Here is an 18360-nt window from a genome sequence, read left to right as displayed (position 1 = left end):
CGCTCAGTGACTCCGCAGCGCGTGAATGAGTTCGTCCTTGGACATCTTGGAGCGGCCGTCGATGCCGATCTCCTGGGCGCGGGCGTAGAGGTCGTGCTTGGACATGTCCTCGTAGGCGGATGCCTTGCCGCCCTTCTTGGACGGTTGCGAGCCGTTGGCCTTGGCGTTGGCGATCCGCGCCGCCTTCTCCTTGCTGGCGCCCTTGTCGCGCATCGCTTCGTAGGTCTCGTCGTCCTTCACGGAGGGGCCGGGATTCTTCCGTGTCGAGCTGGATTTCTTTGCCATCGCAACCTCCGCAGCGGGCGGACCACAAACGTTCCGCGGAACGAATCATCAACTGCGATTCGCGGCGGAAAGTTCCGGAGCGATGTCAACCCCGGCCGCGCGCGGCGAGCCGGGGCCAGGTCGGGACCGAAACGCCTCAGTCGACGGTGTCGACGAGGTCGCGGTCGAGGTGGCGGGCGAGGATGTCGCCGAATTCGCCGCTGGCACGCAGCGTGTCGAGGGCGGCGTTGATCTTGTCCACCAGCGCCGGGTCCTGTGCGCGCACGCCGATCGCGGCGGTGCGGGCGAGGTTGGTCTCGCCGTCGCTAGCGGCGGGGGCGAACTTGAACGTCTCGCCGATCGGGGTCGACAGGAACTCACGCCGGGCGGTGATGGCGGGGACGAGCACCCCGTCGAGCCGGCCGAGGGCGAGGTCGATCCACATGCCGTCGGCGTTGGAATAGAGCCGCACGGCGCCGGGCGACGTGTAGGTGCGGCGCAGGTAGGCGGCCTGAGCGGTGCCGCTGATGGCGCCGTACTGGGCGTCGTCGTCCTCCACGTCGCGTTGCGGGCGGCCGGGCGTGACGAACCGGACGCTGAGGCTGAGGTAGGGCTTGCTGAAGGCGACCGGGGCATTGGGCTGCGCGGTGATCGCCGAAGTGCCGACCGCGAAGGCGACGCGCCGGTCGATCAGCGCCTGCACCATGTCCTCGGCCGGCATCGGCGTCACCTCGCAGCGGGCGCGCAGGGCGCGGCAGAGCGCGTTGACGAGGTCGACGTCGAAGCCGGTGCGCACGCGGAAGCGGCCGGTGAAGGAGAACGGCGGCGCGTCGTCGAGGATGGCGACCTGGTAGATGGCGGCGACAGCGGCCGCGGCGGGTTCGGCCGTCGTCGGGGCGACGGTGATGCCGAGCGCGCCGGAGGCGGCGGCCGAAGCGTCGGGCGAGAGGGTACCGTCGCTGGACGAGGTCTCCGGCGGCGAGGTGATGCCGAGCGCCCCGGCCGCTGTCGCGGCGGCGTCGTTCGCGTCGTCCGGGTTCTCGGGCGGCGAGGTGAGGCCCAGCGCGCCCGCGGCGATGGCGGCGCTGTCGGCGGCGGCGTCGTCGTCCGCGGTCTCGGGCGGCGAGGTGAGCCCCAGCGCGCCGGCAGCCGTTGCCGCATCGCGCGCGGCAGCCGCGTCGTCGTCGTCCGCGGTAGCGGGTTTGTCGTCGACCGCGGTGGCGGGTGCGTCGCCGGTGCCGCCGGGTGCGGTTCCGGAGGGCGGCGACGGCGGGGCCCCCTCTTCGGCGGCCGGCGACGTGCCGCTGCTCCCCGCAGGGGGCGCGGAGGGCGCGGCAGGTGTCGTCGCGACCTCGCCGGCGCCGGCCGGCGCGGCGTCCGAGGTTGCGACGCCGGAGGTTGCGACGCCGGAGGGTGCGTCGCCCGGGGACACGTCCGTGGCGGGCGTCTCCGGCGCTTGCGACGGTGTGTCGCTGCTGGGCGCCCGCGTGCTCTCGGCCGGCTGGGAGGTGGCGGGGGCCGCGGCGGCGTCGCCATCCTCCTCGCCCTCGCCCTCGCCCTCGTCCTCGGGGGCGAGGTTGCGGTGGCTCTGGCTCGGCGGCCCGTCGATCCCGAGGGAGCGGGCGCCGATCGCCGCATCCTCGGACAGATCGGCGGTCTGGGCGTGCGACGAGGGGACCGGCAGCGTCAGCGCCACCGCGAGGATCGGCGAAAGGGTCAGGGCGACGAGGCCGGCACGGAAGCTACGCATCAATCCACCTGTCGGCTGGCACGGCGGACCGAGGCCTCGATGACCCGCGCCGTCGTCTCCGGGTCCGCCTCCCCGTTGAGCATCTTGCGGACCGCCGTGGCGACATCGTCGGCCAGATCCAGGTAGTTCACGCCGTAGCGTTTGATCGGCGGGGGAACCATCACGTCGATATTCTCGGCGATGCGGCGCACCACGGGGCTGATCTCCTGCACCTTCGGGTCGGTGTAGACCGCCTGCCAGGTGGGTGCGAGGCCGTGCTCCTCGGCCGCCCGGCGCTGCTCCGGCTCCGACGCGACGAATTGCGCCAGCTGGGTCGCTGCCTCCTGGTTGCGCGAATGACGCGAGACGCCGGTGAACCACGTCGTCACCATCATCGGCGCCTGGGGCGGCGCGTCGGCGGCTTGCGGGCGCAGCCTCGTCACCACGCTCTGCGCGATCGGCGAGCTGTTCACGGACTTCAGCGCCGTGGACCGGGCGATCAGGGCCGCGCTGGTGCCGCCGGTGAAATCCGCGATCGCCTCCTGCGGGCTCGCCGAGACGACGGATGCGGGCGCGATCGTCCCGATGGCGCCGTTCATCAGCGTCAGCGCCTCGACCAGCGGCTCGTGATCGTCGAGGCTCTCGGCGCCGAACGAATAGACCCAGTCGAGGAAGAGGGGAAAGAGCGTCGGCCCGGCGGCGCCCACGGCGAGCCCGTTCGCCCCGTCCGCCGGCGCGGCGAGGAGGCTCTGGCGCAGGTCCGACCACGCGTGCGGGTCGTCCGCCACCACGTCGCCACGCAGGAAAAGGAGCGTGATCGCCAGGTGCTGCGGCAGGCCGACGAGGCGCCCCGCGTCGCGCCCGGCATCGAGCACGGCGGGGATCACCGCCCCCTCCTCCGGCTCCGGCATGGTCGACAGGTCCGCACCCAGCGCCGGGATCCAGCTGTCGGGGAACTGCAGCACGTCGATGCGGCCGCTCTGGACGTCGAACAGGGCACGGTAGCGCTCCAGCGCGTAACGGCCGGTGCTGTCGGCCGAGACGACCCTGACATTGTGCCCGGTCGCCTCGGAGAAACGGGCGGCACTGTCGGCACAGGCCTCCACCGCCTCCCCGACGGACAGGCACACCAGCGTCAAATCCGCCGCACGGGCTGGCAAAGTGGCAAGAAGGAACGCGGCAAAAAACAGTACACGCACGCGAAGATGACTCCAATCCATCCGACGGGGACGGTCCCGGTCCGCAGCCCGCGGCACCAGCAATCCGACCGGCAGCAGTTGTATGTGGCGCGCTGTCGTCTTAGTCCCACTTTCGCCGTCGCCACAAGGTACCCGGCCCGCACCAGTTCTGATCGCGTCACGAGTTCAATATGATCGCCACTGCATTTCGAACGGGCATCGCGCTCGTGTTTTCCGTGCTCTTCATCGGCACGGCCACGGCCCAGACCGTCGATCTCGCAGGGCTCAAGCGCCAACTGGCGGGACTCGAACGCGACCTGCGCAACATGGACACCGCCATCGCGCGCCAGCAGGAAGAGAACGCCCGCCTCGTCCACGATCTGAACCAGGTCAACGACGAGCCGGCGAACGTCACCTTCGAGCACCTGCGTCAGGCCCAGTTCGAGGTCGACATCGCCCGCACGCGGCTCCTCACACTGGCCCACCGCATCACCGAGCAGAGCCAGCGCGTGGCGCTTCAGAACTCGGTGATCGTCAGCTCCACGGCGGCGCTGCGCTCCAATGAGCGCGACACCTTGCAGCGCCTCGTCGAGGTGGCGGCGATCGACTGGCGCGAGCGCATCCGCACCACGGAGAACACGCTCCTGGAACGGCTCCAGCGGTATGAGGAATTGTCGCAGGACTACCTCAACCTGCGTGAAGAACAGCTCGACATCCTCCAGCGGTACATCACCCTGGACGCGCTCGACGGGGTCGGCGACCAGGAGGAAAACCCGCTGGTGACCCGCCTGCGCCGGCTGGTGGACCAGTTGTCGCAGCAGGCGCTGACGCTTTCGAACGAGGCGTCCGAGATCGACGACGGCAACGCATCCGCGGTGCAGCGCCGCAACCTCCTGCGCCTGCGCTCGGACGAGGCGTTGCTGCGCTCCAACACGCGCCTGACCGATATCGCGATCGTCGAATCGCGCAACATCCTCGGGGCGCTGCGGCCGATCCGCACCGAGCCGGCCGTCCCCACCCGCCTCTTCGAGGACGCGATCGACGCGCTCGTCGCCGCCGACGCCCGGCTGGCGCAGCGGGCCGAGACGATCGAGCTCAACCGCGACGGGCTGTCGGACCTGACCCGCATCCTCACCGAGCCGACGCAGGACGTCGGCCAGGCGGAGGCGCTTCGCGAGCGGATCGCCAGCCTGCGCAGCCTGCTCGATTCCCAGACCGACGAGATCGACGACCTGCGCGAGGAACTGGGCAACGAGATCGCCGCCCTCGACCGCGAGCGCGGCGTGCGCGACCGGGCCGGCCTCCTCACCCGCGAGACCGCCCGGACCGACAAGGCCGCGCGCGCCCGCATCGCCGCCGAGGTGCAGACCATCCCCGGTGAGCTGCGCGACATCTACGAGGGTCGCTACCTCGAGGTCGTCACCGCGATCGACGTCACCCCGCAGCGCCGGCTCGTCGTCTTCGGCGTGATCTGCGTGGTGCTGTTCGCGCTGACGGTCTACCTGCGCCAGCGCCTGCTGCGCGCCTTCATCGGATCGGAGGCGACGCGGGCGACCGAAATCCCGCTGGAGGTCATCCGCCGCAACCTGTTCTGGCTGTACCCGGTCGCCGTCTGGTACGTGTTCGCGACCATGTTCGCGATCTCCAGCGACACCACCCTCGCGGTGCTGAAGCTGATCGCGATCCCGGCGCTCGCCGCCTCCCTGCGCGACTTCACGCAGGTCATCGTGTCGCGCCAGACCTACGGGCAGCAGCGGCGCATCGGGACCATCATCACCCGCGCGACCGAGATCGCGGTGGTGCTCTCGGCGGTGTTCGTCATCGCCTACGTCGTGCTGGGCGAGGTCGACCTCCTGCCCACGACCGAGACCGCCATCAACCGCCTCGCCTATTCGGTGTTCGTCCTCTCCGGACTGCCGATGCTGCTCTTCGTGTTCTTCTTCACCGCCTCGCGCGGCGGGGGCTCCTACGGGCGCATCCGGCGGGTGATCGCGGCCTTCCTGTCGCTCCTGCCACCGGCGGCGCTGATCGCGACCGGCATCACCGGGCTCATGGGGTACACCCAGCTCGCGGTGGTGATGCTGGAGAACCTCGGCCTCGCGATCCTCATCATCGCCGCGCTCGCCCTCACCATCGGCGTCATGAACGACGTGCTGGAAGGGATCACCGCCCGGATCCGGGCGAAGGATCCGGCCAAGGCCTACTTCGCCCGCGCCAACTTCCTGCAGCCGCTCAACCGCCTGGCGCAGGCCGTCCTCGTCGTCATCACGATCCTGGTGTGCGTGCGGGTCTTCGGCTGGACCATCGAGACACCGGTGATCCGCGAGGTGGTGGGGCTGTGGCGCACCACCGTCTTCACCGCCGGCAGCACCACCTACACGGTCGGCAAGATCCTCATCGCCGGGCTCGCCTTCGCGTTCGTCTTCTGGGTCGCCGGGTGGAGCCGCCGCGTCGCCTACACGGTCGTCTTCGGGCGGCTGAAGGACATCGGCATCCGCCAGTCGCTGTCGGTGTTCGCGCAATATGTCGTGGTGGTGCTGGGCGTGCTGCTCACCCTCTCGGCCATCGGCTTCGACGTCACGACGCTGACCGTCTTCGCCGCGTCGCTGGGTGTCGGTATCGGCTTCGGTCTGCAGAACGTCGTCAACAACTTCATCTCCGGCCTGCTCCTCCTGGTGGAACGGCCGCTGCGGATCGGCGACATCGTCACCGTCGGCGCCAACTCCGGCACGGTGATGCAGATCGGCATCCGCTCGATGCGCATGAAGACGTTCGACGAATTCGATCTCATCGTTCCGAACTCGGCGCTGATCTCGGACACCTTCACCAACTGGACCCGCACCAACTCGGTGATGCGCGTCCTCCTCATGGTGGGGATCGGCTACGAGGACGATCCGGATCTGGCGATCGGGCTCATCCACACCGCGCTGGATGAGCATCCGGGCGTGCTGCGCTCGCCGGCGCCGATGGTCACGGTCGAGGAGTTCGGCGACAACTCGATCAACCTGCGCATGTGCTACTACATCGATCTCTATGGCAGCTATTCGGGCTTCACGGTGAAGTCCGAGGTGCTGACCAGGGTTGTGAAGAGCTTCGCCGCCAACGGCGTGACGATCCCCTACCCGCAGCGCGACGTGCACGTGATCGCGCCGAAGGCCGCCCCGACGGCGCCCGAGGTCGCCGGCCCGGTGCCGGAGAACGTCTCCACCCGCGAGCGCGAGGGCAACGAGTGGATCGGCGACGCGATCGAGGCCGCCACCGGGAGCGAGGGCTCGAAGGATCCGTTCTGACGGATCCCGCCCCCGCGGCACGAACGAAAAAAGCCGCCCGGTCGCCCGGGCGGCTTTCTCGTTCGCGGGGTGGCGGTGGCGGTCAGAGGCTCATCAGCATCCGGATGGCGGTGATGGCCAGGAAGATGGCGAAGAGCGTGCTGAGCCATTCGGACGGGATCGTGTGGGCGAGGCGGGCCCCCAGCGGCGCGAAGGCCATCGACAGCGGCGCGATCAGCGCGAAGCCGATGAGGTTGACGTAGCCGACGCTCCCCGGCGGCAGTCCCGGCACCCCCCACCCGCCGATGGCGAAGCCGATCACCGCCGGCACCGCGATCACCAGGCCGATGGCCGCCGCCGTCCCCACCGCACGGCGGATCGGGATGCCGCACAGGGTGAAGGTCGGCACCGAGAGCGAGCCGCCGCCGATGCCCATCATGGTGGAGAAGCCGCCGATGACGACGCCGATGGCCGAGATCCACGGCTGGCCCGGCAGGGCCGACACGAACTGCTTGCCCTTCAGGAACGCCATGTGGCCGGCGACCAGCAGCGCCACGCAGCCGAACACCGCCGTCAGCACGTCGCCGCCGACGCGCGAGCCGATCACCGATCCGATCAGCGCGCCCACGACGACGCTGGGCGCGATGTTGCGCAGGAGTTCGACGTCGACGCCGCCGCGCTTGTAGTGGGAACGGGCCGAAACGATGGAGGTTGCTATGATGGTGGCCAGCGAGGTCGGGACCGCGACGTGCATACGCAGTTCGTCGGGGACTCCGGCGAACGGAAGAAGGTAGAAGAGAACCGGGACGATGACGATACCACCGCCGACGCCCAGAAGGCCGGCAATGATACCAGCCAGCGAACCGGCGACGGCGAGGATGACGGCAAAGAAGAGTAAGTCGAGCACATGGACCTCAAACGGCGGGCGTTTCGCGTTTTGCGCCCGAGCCTCCAACGGCGCAAGGACCAGAAAGACATTTACTGGACTGGATTGACAAACGCCGCGCTCCCGGACGGCGTCCGCGTTTATGCCATCGGTGACATCCATGGCCGGATCGATCTGCTGGAGCGCCTGCTCGACGTGATCGACACCGACCTCTCCGTCGCCCCGGCGCAGAGCGTCGTCGAGGTCTTCCTCGGCGATTATGTCGACCGTGGGCCCGACTGTGCCGGCGTGCTGAAGCGTGTCGGCGAAGAGGTTCCGGGCCGCACCCGCGTGCGACTGATGGGCAATCACGAGGCGGCGATGAACGCCGCGCTGGTCGACGGGACGGCGATGGGCCGGTGGCTCTCCTTCGGCGGCGACGCCACGCTGCGCTCCTACGGCATCGAGCCGAACGAGTGGGCGCACGACCTGCAGGCGCTGCAGCCGGTGGTGCAGTCGCTCCTGCCCGAGCGCGATCTCGCCCTCCTCGCAGGGCTCGATTATTCGCACCGCATTGGCGACGTCTTCTTCGCCCACGCCGGCATCCGGCCGGGGGTGCCGCTGGACGAACAGTCGAGCCACGACCTGCTCTGGATCCGCGAGGAGTTCCTCAACCATCTCGGGCGGTTGCCGGCCTTCGTCGTCCACGGCCACACACCGGTCGAGCGTCCGCAGATCGGACCCTGGCGCGCCAACGTCGACACCGGCGCGGTCTATGGCGGGACGCTGACGGCGCTGGTGCTGGAGAACGGGCGCTACCGCCTCCTCAGCGTCGCCGGAGCCTAGCTGGTGCTCAGGTGATCGCGCCGAGGGCCACGAGCTTGCGCCGCACCGCGAGGAGGTCCTGCCAGGCGCGCCGCTTCTCGCCGGGGGTGCGCAGCAGGTAGGCGGGGTGGAACATCGCCACCGCGTCGATCGGGTGTCCGTCGGCATCGAACGTCACCCAGTGGCCGCGCTGGCGCATGATGCCGGTGTCGGTGGCGAAGAGGGTCTTGGCGGCCGACCCGCCCAGCGCCACCAGCACCTTGGGCCGCACCAGCGCGATCTCGCGCCGCACGAACACCTCGCAGGTCGCGGTCTCGATCGGGCTCGGGGTGCGGTTGGCGGGCGGGCGCCAGGGGATGACATTGGAGATGTAGACCGCCTCGCGCGACAGACCGATCGCCTTCAACATCTTTTCGAGGAGCTGGCCCGAGCGGCCGACGAAGGGGCGCCCCGCCTCGTCCTCGTCGCGTCCCGGCGCCTCGCCGACGAACATCACCGGCGCGCCCACCGGCCCCTCGCCCAGGCAGGTGGTGCGGGCGAGCTGCTTCAGCGGGCAACCGTCGAAACCCGCCAGCAGCCGGTGCAGCGTGGCGACGTCCGGCGCCGTGCGGGCGACCTCCCGTGCCGCCTGCACCGCGTCGTCCTCGTCCGCCGGCGGCGGAAGGAGGTCGTCGTCGAGGTCGTCCGATTGGGCGAGGAGCAGGTCCTCCGGCTCCGAATCGACGGTAGTCTCGACCTCGGCGAATCGGTTCTGTGGCGTTTCGGCGAGGACGGCCGTGACTCCGCACGCGCCGAGAAATGCGGCGAGCGGATCGCGAAAATGTTGAGGCTCTTCCATCGCGGCCTACCTTCGACGTAGACAAAGCTAAATCATGATGACGCGGCCGGCAAAGCCGCGCCGACAGAAGGGGAGCCCATGGCCATCGAGCGCGAGCGCATGGACTACGACGTGGTGATCGTTGGCGGAGGCCCGGCGGGCTTGTCCACCGCGATCCGATTAATGCAGCTCGCCGCCGAACGCGAGGAAGAGCTGACCGTCGTCATCGTGGAGAAGGGCTCCGAGGTCGGCGCCCACATCCTCTCCGGCGCCGTGATCGACCCCTCCGGCCTCGACGCGCTGCTCCCCGGCTGGCGCGACGATCCGGACTGCCCGCTGAAGACCGCGGTGACGAAGGACGTCTTCCGCTATCTCGGCCCCGCCGGCAGCCTCACGCTGCCCGGCTTCGCGATGCCCTCCTTCATGCACAACCACGGCAACTACGTCGGCTCGCTCGGCGACCTGTGCCGCTGGATGGGCGCCAAGGCCGAAGAGATGGGCGTCGAGATCTACCCCGGATTCGCCGCCGCCGACGTCGTGCGCGGCGAGAACGGCGAGATCATGGGCATCGTCACCGGCGACATGGGCGTCGCCCGCGACGGGTCCGAGAAGGACAGCCACACCCCCGGCATGGAGCTGTGCGGCAAGTACGTCGTGTTCGCCGAGGGCGTGCGCGGCTCGCTGTCGAAGCGGCTCATCGAGGAGTTCAGGCTCGACGAGGGGCGCGAGCCGCAGAAATACGGCCTCGGCATGAAGGAGATCTGGCGGGTACCGGACGCGGTGTTCGAGCCCGGCATGGTGGTCCACACCATGGGCTGGCCGCTGGACAATCAGACCGGCGGCGGCTCCTTCATGTACCACTACGGCGACAATCTGATGGCCGTCGGTTTCGTGGTTCACCTCAACTACAAGAACCCGAACATGGACCTCTTCCGCGAGTTCCAGACGTTCAAGACCCACCCCGACATGGCACCCTATTTCGAGGGGGCGACGCGCGAGGCCTACGGCGGCCGCGCCATCTCCGAGGGTGGCTACCAGTCGGTCCCCAAGCTCGCCTTCCCCGGCGGCTGCCTCGTCGGCTGCGCGGCCGGCTTCGTCAACGTGCCGCGCATCAAGGGCAACCACAACGCGATGCTGACCGGCAAGATGGCTGCCGAGCACATCACCCAGGCCCTCGCCGAGGGCCGCTCCGGCGACACGCTGCAGAGCTACGACGACGCCTGGCGCGGCTCCGCCGTGGGCCGCGAGCTCTTCAAGGTGCGCAACGTCAAGCCGCTGTGGTCGCGCCTCGGCACGGCGCTCGGCGTCGCGGTGGCGGGGGCGGAGATGTGGGTCAACCAGCTCCTCGGCACGTCTCCGCTCGGCACGCTCAGCCACAAGGGGCCGGACTTCGCGCAGCTCAAGCCCGCCGCCGCGTGCAAGAAGAAGGTCTACGCCAAGGTCGACGGCACGCTCGTCTTCGACCGGCCGTCCTCGGTGTACCTGTCCAACACCAACCACGAGGAGGACCAGCCGGTCCACCTCAAGGTCCAGGACATGGAACTGCAAAAGAATTCCGAGCTGGAGGTGTACGCCGGGCCGTCCGCACGCTACTGCCCTGCGGGCGTCTACGAGTGGGATCTGGAGGGGCCGGAGCCGCGCTTCGTCATCAACGCGCAGAACTGCGTGCATTGTAAGACATGCGACATCAAGGACCCCAACCAGAACATCACCTGGGTCCCGCCCGAGGGTGGCGGCGGCCCGAACTACGTGGGCATGTAAGGGCTGTAAGGAACGGACGATGGCAGATCACGCGACCCCGCTGTTTCACAACACGATCGGTGTCCGGAAGGTGACGATCGGCGCCAAGCGCTTCATGTGCATGGGCGCCCTGCCCCCGTTCGACCACCCCCACGAGTTCCTCGACATGGGCGGCGATACCGAGGCGATCTGCCCCTATTGCTCCACCGTCTACGCCTACGACCCGGCGCTGGGCGAGCACGATGCCAACCCGCCCGAATGCATCACCGACGCCAAGGTCGCCCGCGGCGCCACCGTCTGACGGCGACGACGGTGACGGCCTCGCCGCGGTGCGCGATGCCGCGCATTGCCTCGGATTGAGGGGGCGTCCGCCATGTTCGTCGTCATCGGTGCCGGGATCGCCGGGCTCGCCGCCTCCATTGCCCTCGCGGAGGCCGGCCCCGTCGTCGTCCTGGAGCGGCGCGGCGAAGATGCGGCCAACGCCGGGGCGGGGATCCAGATCGCGCCCAACGCCGTCAAGGCGCTGAGCGTCCTGGGCGCGCTGGAGGACGTCGCCCGCGTCGCCACGGCGCCCGAGGCACTCGTCGTGCGTGCGCCCGAGCAGGCCGCGCCGCTGGTGCGCCTCCCCTACGGTCCCGCCATCGTCGCGCGCTACGGCGCCCCCTACTACACGCTCTCGCGCGCCGCGTTGCATGGCGCCCTCCTCGCCGCGGCGCTGCGCCGGGGTGTCGTCGTGCGGCACGACCACGCGGCGCGCCACGTCCACCAGACGGACACCGGGTGCACCGTCGCGGGCGCCGAAATGGACGCGGCGCTCGTCGTCGCGGCGGACGGCGTCAACTCCTCGACACGGCGCGCCTTGGTCGGCGATGCGCCGCGTGACACCGGCTGGATCGCCTGGCGCGGCACCGGCGACACCGCCGGCGGCACGACCGAGCTCGTCATGGGCAGCGGCCACCACCTCGTGCGCTACGCGCTGAGCGACGAGGACGCCAACTACGTGCTCGTCGCCCCGCAGAAGAGCCGCGGCCCGGCGGGGATCGCCCGCACGCCGACCGGCCGCCTCATCGCCGACGTCGCGCAGTGGACGCCCTGGCCGATCGCGGTGCGCCCGCGCCACGTCTTCGCCGCCGGCCGGGTCGCCTTCATCGGCGACGCGGCGCACGCGATGGTCCCCTTCCTCGCCCAGGGCGCGGCGATGGCGCTGGAGGACGCCGCCATCCTCAAGCTCGCCGTCGCCGCTCTGGGGCCGACGCCCGCGGCCCTCGCCCGCTACGCCGACGCGCGCCGCCCCCGCACCCGCCGCATCGCCGCGATGTCGGAGCAGCAGGGAAGCGTCTACCACCTGCCCTTCCCGCTCGACCGCGTGCGGAACGCCACCATGCGCACCCTCGGCCCCCGCGCGATCCTGCGCCGGGTCGACCCGGTCTACGCCTGGTCGGTGCCGGAGGACGGCATCGCCTGAACCCGCTTCGGCGATGCCGCGTCCACCGCCGCGACGCGGTCTTCACGCAAGGTTAAATTTCGTCCAACCTCGCTCGAGGCGCTGGTAATCCGCAGCGAGATGAGATTGTCTCGCCCTCCGCGCCGAGGACCGCATCGCACGACCATGCCCCGAGGCTGCCGGACGCCTCAAATTGCGATCGGGACGATGTCATGCCGACTTTTTATTCCAACTACCGCGGCATCCTGCTGGAGGATGGCGCCCGGCATGGCGACACCGGCCCCATCGGCACCGCGACGGCCGTCAGCTACAGCTTCCCCACCGGCGGCGATCTGCCGACGCGGGGCGAACTGAGCGACGGGGAGAGCGTCAACCGCGTCGCGGCGATCTCGGCGGCCGACCAGCGCGTCGTCCGTGCGGCGCTGGCCGAGTACAGCAAGGTGTCGGGCATCCAGTTCGTGGAGATCAACCGCGGCGGCACGCTGGAGTTCGTGCGCGCCGCCACCGCGGACAACGCCTCCTGGGGCGAGGAACCCTCCGGCGGCACGCAATACGTCGTCCTCGCCAGCGCCCTCGGCAGCCTCGCCCAGAACGACGGCGCGTTCGACGAGGTGCTCCGCGCGATCGGCTTCGCCAGCGGCCTGGGCGACCCCGGCACCGGCGCCAACCGCCTCGTCGAACAGCTCGACGACCGGGCCTACACCGTGATGGCCGAGAGCTACGGCGACCCGGACGACTTCACCACCGACCATCTGGAACGGCTGGACGTCGCCGCGCTCCAGCATCTCTACGGCTCGCCGATCGACGACGACCTCGTCGTCACCTGGAACGCGGCGCGCGGGGCCGTGGTCATGCGCGGAACCCCGGGGGTCGACACCTTCGCCGCCGCGCTGGAGCCGACCGCAATGGGCGGCCAGGCCGGCAACGACCGCTTCTACGGCAACGTCGGCGACGACACGATCCGCGGCGGCACCGGCAAGGACTATGTGGAAGGCGGCGCCGGCGACGATCAGCTCTTCGGCGACGGGGGCAACGACAGCGTCTTCGGCGGCAGCGGCGCGGACCGCATACTGGGTGGCGCCGGCGCCGACCTCCTCAGCGGCGACGATCCGATCCAGAGCGGCGACCTCGCCGCCTACGACGACACGCTCATCGGCGGCACCGACAACGACAAGCTGTTCGGCTGGGGCGGCGGCGACTTGATGGACGGCGGCACCGGCAACGACAGCGTCGTCGGCGGCGCGGGCAACGACACCATCAACGGCGCCGACGGCAACGACACCGTCGAGGGTGGCGCCGGCGACGACGTCGTCCGCTCCGGCGCCGGCAACGACGTCGTCTCGCTGGGCGCGGGCATCGACCTCTACGTCTCGACGCCGGGCGACGGGAGCGACGTGATCCGCGATTTCCTCGTCGGCGTCGACGAGATCAACGTCACGCGACACGGCATCGACCTCGCCGACGCGCGCATCGTCGGCCGCGGCGACCACACGTTGATCGCCTTCGACGACGGCACCCAGCTCCTGCTTCTCGACGTCGATCGGGCGGACTTCCTCGCCTCGCTCTGACGCCCCTGCCGCATCGCCGGCGGATGACGGACGGAACCGTGCAGGCGGCGCCGGTCCTGCCGCGCGCCGGGGCGCTCCGGTTGTTCCTGCGGTCGATAAATGGTTAGCTCGTGGCCGTTTGCACCGAAAGGACGACGGAATGACCCGCATTCTCGCCGCGCTGACCGGCGCACTGGCGCTGTCGCTCGCCCTCGTTCCCGGCGGTCCGGCGACCGCGCAGACCCCGCCCGGCGTCCTCGTCGTCGGCCAGGTGGCCGAGCCGAAGTCGCTGGACCCGGCCGCCGTCACCGCGGTCAACGACTTCCGCATCCTCGTCAACGTGTACGACGGGCTGGTGCGCTTCGCCGACGGGACGCTCGACGTCGAGCCGGCGCTGGCGGAGAGCTACGAGGTCTCGGACGACGGCCTGACCTACACCTTCGAGCTGCGCGAGGGGGTGGAGTTCCACGACGGCACGCCGTTCGACGCGGACGCGGTCGTCTTCAACTTCGAGCGCATGCTCGACGAGAACCACCCGTTCCACGACACCGGCCCCTTTCCGCTGGCCTTCTTCTTCTCATCGGTGGACACCGTCGAGGCGGTCCACCCGTCGACGGTGAAGTTCACGCTGAAGGAGCCTTACGCCCCCTTCCTGTCGAACCTCGCCTATCCGACCGGCCTCATCGTGTCGCCGGCGGCGGTGGAGGAAAACGGGGCGGACTTCGGGCGCAATCCGGTCGGCACCGGGGCCTTCGAGTTCGCGGAGTGGCAGTCCAATTCGCGCGTCGTCGTCGAGAAGAACGCCGACTGGTGGGGCGGTGAGCCGAAGCTCGAAGCGATCGTCTTCCGCCCGATCACCGACGGGAACACCCGGCTGGCCGAGATGATGTCGGGCGGCATCGACGTGATGGTGGAGACCCCGCCGGACGCGCTCGCCCGGTTCGAGAACGACCCGAACGTGAAGGTCTACGAGCAGGCCGGGCCGCATCTGTGGTTCCTGATCCTCAACACCAAGGAAGGCCCGTTCGCGGACAAGAAGGTGCGCCAGGCGGTCAACTACGCCATCGACAAGGGCGCGCTGGTCGATTCCATCCTCCAGGGCACGGCCGAGGTCGCCGCCGGGCCGACGCCGCCCGCCTTCGCCTGGGCTTACAACGAGAGCCTGGAGCCCTACCCCTACGACCCGGACAAGGCCAAGGCGCTTCTCGAAGAGGCGGGATACGACGGCGCGGAGCTGACCTTCTACGTCACCGAGGGCGGCTCGGGCATGCTGGACCCGGTCGCGATGGGCACCGCCATCCAGGCGGACCTCGAAGCCGTCGGCATGCCGACCAAGATCGAGACCTACGAGTGGAACACCTTCCTCGGCAACGTGAATCCGGGCCTGGAGGGCAAGGCCGACATGGCCGAGATGGCCTGGATGACCAACGACCCCGACACGCTCCCCTTCCTGGCCCTGCGCACCGACGCGATGCCCGACAAAGGCGGCTTCAACTCCGGCTACTACTCCAACCCGCAGGTGGACACGCTGCTCGAGGAGGCCCGCACAGCCACCGACCAGGCCAAACGCGCCGACCTCTACAAGCAGATGCAGGAGATCGTGCACGACGACGCCCCCTGGGCCTTCATCGCCAACTGGAAGCAGAATGCGGTGACGAGCGCGCGCGTCGAAGGCTTCGAGCTGCAGCCTTCGTTCTTCCTGATGCTGCAGGAGGTGGCGAAGAACTAGGTCGGTGCCGAGCCCGCTGCAAACCTCGACGCGTGCGCCGGTGATCCCGGCCACGTCGCCGGTCGGCGCCGCCGAAACGACGGACCGCTGATGGGCGCGACCATCCTGTGGCGGCTCCTCACCGCGATCCCGGTCCTCATGGGCCTCACCGTGATCGTCTTCACGATCATGGCGATGATTCCGGGTGACCCGGCGACCGCGATCCTCGGCTCCTACGCGACGCCGGAGAACGTGGAGCGGATCAACGCCCAGCTCGGCCTCGACCGCTCGTTGCCGGAGCAATATTTCATCTGGCTCGGCAACATCGCGCAGGGCGACTTCGGCCGCTCCTATTCCCTCAACCGCCCGGTGCTGGACGAGGTGCTGGAGCGCCTCTCGGCCACCATGCTGCTGGCCGGCACGGCGCTGGTGGTCGCCACCGTCGCAGGGCTCGCAGCGGGCGTCGTCTCGGCGGTGCGGCAATACGGGCTGACCGACAAGGTGCTGACGCTCTTGGTGCTCGTCGGCATCTCGATGCCGGCCTTCTTCCTGGGGCTGCTCTTGATCCTCGGCTTCGCGGTTCGCTGGCGGCTCTTCCCGGCGAGCGGGATGACGGCGATCTACGGCGGCGGCGGGCCGATGGACATCGCCCACCACCTGGTGCTGCCCGCCTTGACGCTGGCGGTGGTCGCGACCGGGGTGATCGCGCGTCTCACCCGCACCGCCATGCTGGAGGTGCTGCGGCAGGACTTCATCCGCACCGCACGCGCCAAGGGTGTCTCGGAAGGCAAGGTCATCGCCAAGCATGCCGTCAAGGCGGCACTGGTGTCGGTCATCCCGGTGATCGGCATCCAGGCCGGGTTCGTGCTGGGCGGCGCGGTTTACGTCGAGACGGTGTTTCAGTGGCCCGGCATCGGCTCGATGCTCGTGACCGCGATTTCCACGCGCGACATCCTGCTCGTGCAGGGCGGCGTGCTGATCGTCGCGGCGGCCTACGTCCTGTTCAACCTGGCGGCCGACGTCCTGCAGATGGCAATCGACCCGAGGCTGCGCGGATGAGCGTGACCGACGCGATCGCGCCCGCCACACAGCCGAGCCGCCCGTCCTCCTGGCAGCTCCTCTTCAACAACACGCTGGCGACCATCGGCCTCGCCGTCATCGTGCTGGTGCTGGCCGTCGCACTCGCCGCGCCGTGGCTGCCGCTCGCCGACCCCAACGCCACCGCCCCCGCCGCCCGCCTCGCCCCCCCGCTCACCGACGGTCATCTCCTCGGCACCGACGCGCTGGGGCGCGACATCCTCTCGCGGCTCGTCTGGGGCACGCGCATCAGCCTCGCCGTGGGGCTGACGGCGACGGCCATCGCCGCCTTCTTCGGCTCGCTGATCGGCCTCGTGGCGGGATATGCGGGCGGGCGGGTCGACGCGGTGCTGATGCGCGGCGTCGACATGGTGCTGGCCTTCCCCTACATTCTGCTCGCGCTCGCCATCGTCGCGGCGCTGGGACCGGGGCTCATCAACGCCCTGTATGCGATCGCGATTGTCAACGTGCCCTTCTTCGCCCGGAACGTGCGGGGGCTGGCGCTGGGCCTCGCCCGGCGCGAGTTCGTCGACGCAGCGCGCCTGTCGGGGCAGGGCAACGTCGCGATCCTCCTGTCCGAAGTGCTCCCCAACGTCCTGCCGGTCATCGTCATCACCATGTCGACCACGGTCGGGTGGATGATCCTCGAGACGGCGGGGCTGTCGTTCCTGGGTCTCGGCGCACAGCCGCCGCAGGCCGACCTCGGCTCGATGCTGGGCGACGGGCGCACGGTGCTGTTCAATGCGCCGCACGTGGCGATCATCCCCGGCGTGATGATCTTCGTCGTCGTCATGGCGATCAATCTCCTCGGCGACGGGGTGCGCGACGTGCTGGACCCGCGGCTGAAGTCCGGCGCGCTGGCCCGCCCCGGTGCCCGCACGCGCGTCGCTCGCGACCACGTGCCCGAGCCCGCCCGCCTCGGTGCCCTGCTCGACGTGACCGGGCTGCGGACGAGCTTCCGCGTCGGCCGCAGCCGGGTGCAGGCGGTCCGCGGGGTGGACCTTGCCGTCGGCGAGGGCGAGTGCCTCGGCGTGGTGGGCGAATCGGGCTCGGGTAAATCGGTCACCGGCATGTCGGTCATGGGGCTGGTCCCCTCGCCGCCGGGCGAGATCGTGGCCGGCGCGGCCTACTTCCGCGGCCGAGACCTCTTCGGCCTCGGCGACGGGGCGCTGCGGCGCATGCGCGGGGCGGCGGTCGCATACGTCTTCCAAGACCCGCTGTCGACGCTTCACCCGCAGTTCACCGTCGGTCAGCAGATCGTCGAGGCGTTGCAGGCGCATGCCCCGATCGGCCGGCGCGCTGCCCGCGAGCGGGCCGAAGCGCTGCTGGCGCTGGTGCGCATCCCCAACCCGGCCCGCCGGCTCGACGCCTACCCGCACCAGCTCTCCGGCGGCATGCGCCAGCGCGTCGGCATCGCCATGGCCCTCGCCAACGAGGCGGACGTGCTGGTGGCGGACGAGCCGACGACCGCGCTCGACGTCACCGTTCAGGCGCAGATCCTGGGGCTCATCAACCGCCTGCGCCGGCAGGAGACGGTGGCGGTGATCTTCATCACCCACGATTTCGGCGTGGTGTCCGCCGTCACCGACCGCGTCGCGGTGATGTATGCCGGCGAGGTGGTGGAGACCGGGCCGACGGCCGAGATCCTCGCGGCCCCGGCCCACCCCTACACCGAACGCCTCATCGCCTGCGTTCCCGTCCTGGGCGACCCGGACCGCAAGGTGAAGGCGATCCCCGGCCGTCCGCCCTCGCTGGTCGATCCGCCGCCGGGCTGCGCCTTCGCCCCCCGCTGCCTGCGCGCCGAGGACGATTGCCGCGCCGGGCCGATCCCGCTGCTGGAGCGTGCCCCCGGCCGCGCCGCGCGCTGCATCCACCCGCTGGACGCCCCGGCGTGACC

At 70.1% G+C, this 18360-nt stretch carries 14 protein-coding genes; 9 read left to right on the top strand and 5 right to left on the bottom strand.

Translation table 11 applies throughout. The features are described from left to right. Positions 1–3: 3 nt before the first annotated feature. From MRB58_RS22085 to MRB58_RS22075, 3 genes are all read right to left on the bottom strand, one after another. The gene (locus MRB58_RS22085; protein WP_244779255.1) at positions 4–285 is read right to left on the bottom strand and encodes a Rho termination factor N-terminal domain-containing protein; all 282 of its coding nucleotides are present in this window, start codon (positions 283–285) and stop codon (positions 4–6) included. A gap of 136 nt (positions 286–421) precedes the next feature. Then, positions 422–2014 (bottom strand): transporter substrate-binding domain-containing protein, encoded by a 1593-nt coding sequence (locus MRB58_RS22080; RefSeq protein ID WP_244779254.1) that lies wholly within the window; start codon positions 2012–2014, stop codon positions 422–424. Then, entirely contained in the window at positions 2014–3123 is a 1110-nt protein-coding gene (locus tag MRB58_RS22075; RefSeq protein WP_244779253.1) for an extracellular solute-binding protein, read from the bottom strand. Before MRB58_RS22075 ends, MRB58_RS22080 begins: the two co-directional genes overlap by 1 nt. 239 nt (positions 3124–3362) lie before the next feature. On the opposite strand from MRB58_RS22075, the gene MRB58_RS22070 reads away from it, so the two are divergent. Beyond that, positions 3363–6461, top strand: a complete 3099-nt coding sequence (locus tag MRB58_RS22070) for a mechanosensitive ion channel domain-containing protein (protein ID WP_244779252.1) — start codon at positions 3363–3365, stop codon at positions 6459–6461. A gap of 82 nt (positions 6462–6543) precedes the next feature. Here the strand turns inward: MRB58_RS22070 and MRB58_RS22065 are convergent, their stop codons facing one another. After that, positions 6544–7347, bottom strand: coding sequence for a sulfite exporter TauE/SafE family protein (locus tag MRB58_RS22065; protein ID WP_244779251.1), 804 nt, complete (start codon positions 7345–7347; stop codon positions 6544–6546). A gap of 84 nt (positions 7348–7431) precedes the next feature. Here MRB58_RS22065 and MRB58_RS22060 point away from each other — a divergent pair, with 84 nt between their 5' ends. After that, positions 7432–8151, top strand: coding sequence for a metallophosphoesterase family protein (locus tag MRB58_RS22060; RefSeq protein ID WP_244779250.1), 720 nt, complete (start codon positions 7432–7434; stop codon positions 8149–8151). 7 nt (positions 8152–8158) lie between these two features. Here MRB58_RS22060 and MRB58_RS22055 read toward each other — a convergent pair whose 3' ends face one another. Then, complete coding sequence (locus MRB58_RS22055) at positions 8159–8968, bottom strand: uracil-DNA glycosylase family protein (RefSeq protein WP_244779248.1); 810 nt, start codon at positions 8966–8968, stop codon at positions 8159–8161. A 78-nt stretch (positions 8969–9046) separates the two neighbouring features. Here MRB58_RS22055 and MRB58_RS22050 point away from each other — a divergent pair, with 78 nt between their 5' ends. The 7 genes from MRB58_RS22050 to MRB58_RS22020 all read left to right on the top strand — a co-directional run bounded on the left by MRB58_RS22050 (position 9047) and on the right by MRB58_RS22020 (position 18358). Next, positions 9047–10708, top strand: a complete 1662-nt coding sequence (locus tag MRB58_RS22050) for an electron transfer flavoprotein-ubiquinone oxidoreductase (RefSeq protein ID WP_244779246.1) — start codon at positions 9047–9049, stop codon at positions 10706–10708. Positions 10709–10727: 19 nt separating this feature from the next. Then, the gene (locus tag MRB58_RS22045; protein WP_244779244.1) at positions 10728–10988 is read left to right on the top strand and encodes a zinc-finger domain-containing protein; all 261 of its coding nucleotides are present in this window, start codon (positions 10728–10730) and stop codon (positions 10986–10988) included. A gap of 72 nt (positions 10989–11060) precedes the next feature. Beyond that, a complete protein-coding gene (locus MRB58_RS22040) occupies positions 11061–12152 on the top strand; it encodes an FAD-dependent monooxygenase (RefSeq protein WP_244779243.1) in 1092 nt (363 codons plus the stop codon). A gap of 191 nt (positions 12153–12343) precedes the next feature. Next, entirely contained in the window at positions 12344–13699 is a 1356-nt protein-coding gene (locus MRB58_RS22035) for a hypothetical protein (protein WP_244779242.1), read from the top strand. Between the two features lie 139 nt (positions 13700–13838). Beyond that, positions 13839–15407, top strand: coding sequence for an ABC transporter substrate-binding protein (locus MRB58_RS22030; protein WP_244779241.1), 1569 nt, complete (start codon positions 13839–13841; stop codon positions 15405–15407). A gap of 90 nt (positions 15408–15497) precedes the next feature. Continuing rightward, positions 15498–16445: an ABC transporter permease gene (locus MRB58_RS22025; protein ID WP_244779240.1), complete on the top strand. Its 948-nt coding sequence runs from the start codon at positions 15498–15500 to the stop codon at positions 16443–16445. Then, positions 16442–18358 (top strand): dipeptide/oligopeptide/nickel ABC transporter permease/ATP-binding protein, encoded by a 1917-nt coding sequence (locus tag MRB58_RS22020; RefSeq protein WP_244779239.1) that lies wholly within the window; start codon positions 16442–16444, stop codon positions 18356–18358. Before MRB58_RS22025 ends, MRB58_RS22020 begins: the two co-directional genes overlap by 4 nt. Positions 18359–18360: the final 2 nt, after the last annotated feature.

The sequence above is a fragment of the Acuticoccus sp. I52.16.1 genome (genome assembly GCF_022865125.1).
GTDB lineage: Bacteria > Pseudomonadota > Alphaproteobacteria > Rhizobiales > Amorphaceae > Acuticoccus.
This window is presented reverse-complemented; position numbering and strand designations above follow the sequence as displayed.

Excerpts from the sequence above, each read along its gene's own strand:
- MRB58_RS22080 (WP_244779254.1), bottom strand. The coding sequence starts at position 2,014 with ATGCGTAGCTTCCGTGCCGGCCTCGTCGCCCTGACCCTTTCGCCGATC.
- MRB58_RS22020 (WP_244779239.1), top strand. The coding sequence starts at position 16,442 with ATGAGCGTGACCGACGCGATCGCGCCCGCCACACAGCCGAGCCGCCCG.
- MRB58_RS22035 (WP_244779242.1), top strand. The coding sequence starts at position 12,344 with ATGCCGACTTTTTATTCCAACTACCGCGGCATCCTGCTGGAGGATGGC.
- MRB58_RS22030 (WP_244779241.1), top strand. The coding sequence starts at position 13,839 with ATGACCCGCATTCTCGCCGCGCTGACCGGCGCACTGGCGCTGTCGCTC.
- MRB58_RS22045 (WP_244779244.1), top strand. The coding sequence starts at position 10,728 with ATGGCAGATCACGCGACCCCGCTGTTTCACAACACGATCGGTGTCCGG.
- MRB58_RS22025 (WP_244779240.1), top strand. The coding sequence starts at position 15,498 with ATGGGCGCGACCATCCTGTGGCGGCTCCTCACCGCGATCCCGGTCCTC.
- MRB58_RS22050 (WP_244779246.1), top strand. The coding sequence starts at position 9,047 with ATGGCCATCGAGCGCGAGCGCATGGACTACGACGTGGTGATCGTTGGC.
- MRB58_RS22040 (WP_244779243.1), top strand. The coding sequence starts at position 11,061 with ATGTTCGTCGTCATCGGTGCCGGGATCGCCGGGCTCGCCGCCTCCATT.
- MRB58_RS22085 (WP_244779255.1), bottom strand. The coding sequence starts at position 285 with ATGGCAAAGAAATCCAGCTCGACACGGAAGAATCCCGGCCCCTCCGTG.
- MRB58_RS22070 (WP_244779252.1), top strand. The coding sequence starts at position 3,363 with ATGATCGCCACTGCATTTCGAACGGGCATCGCGCTCGTGTTTTCCGTG.
- MRB58_RS22055 (WP_244779248.1), bottom strand. The coding sequence starts at position 8,968 with ATGGAAGAGCCTCAACATTTTCGCGATCCGCTCGCCGCATTTCTCGGC.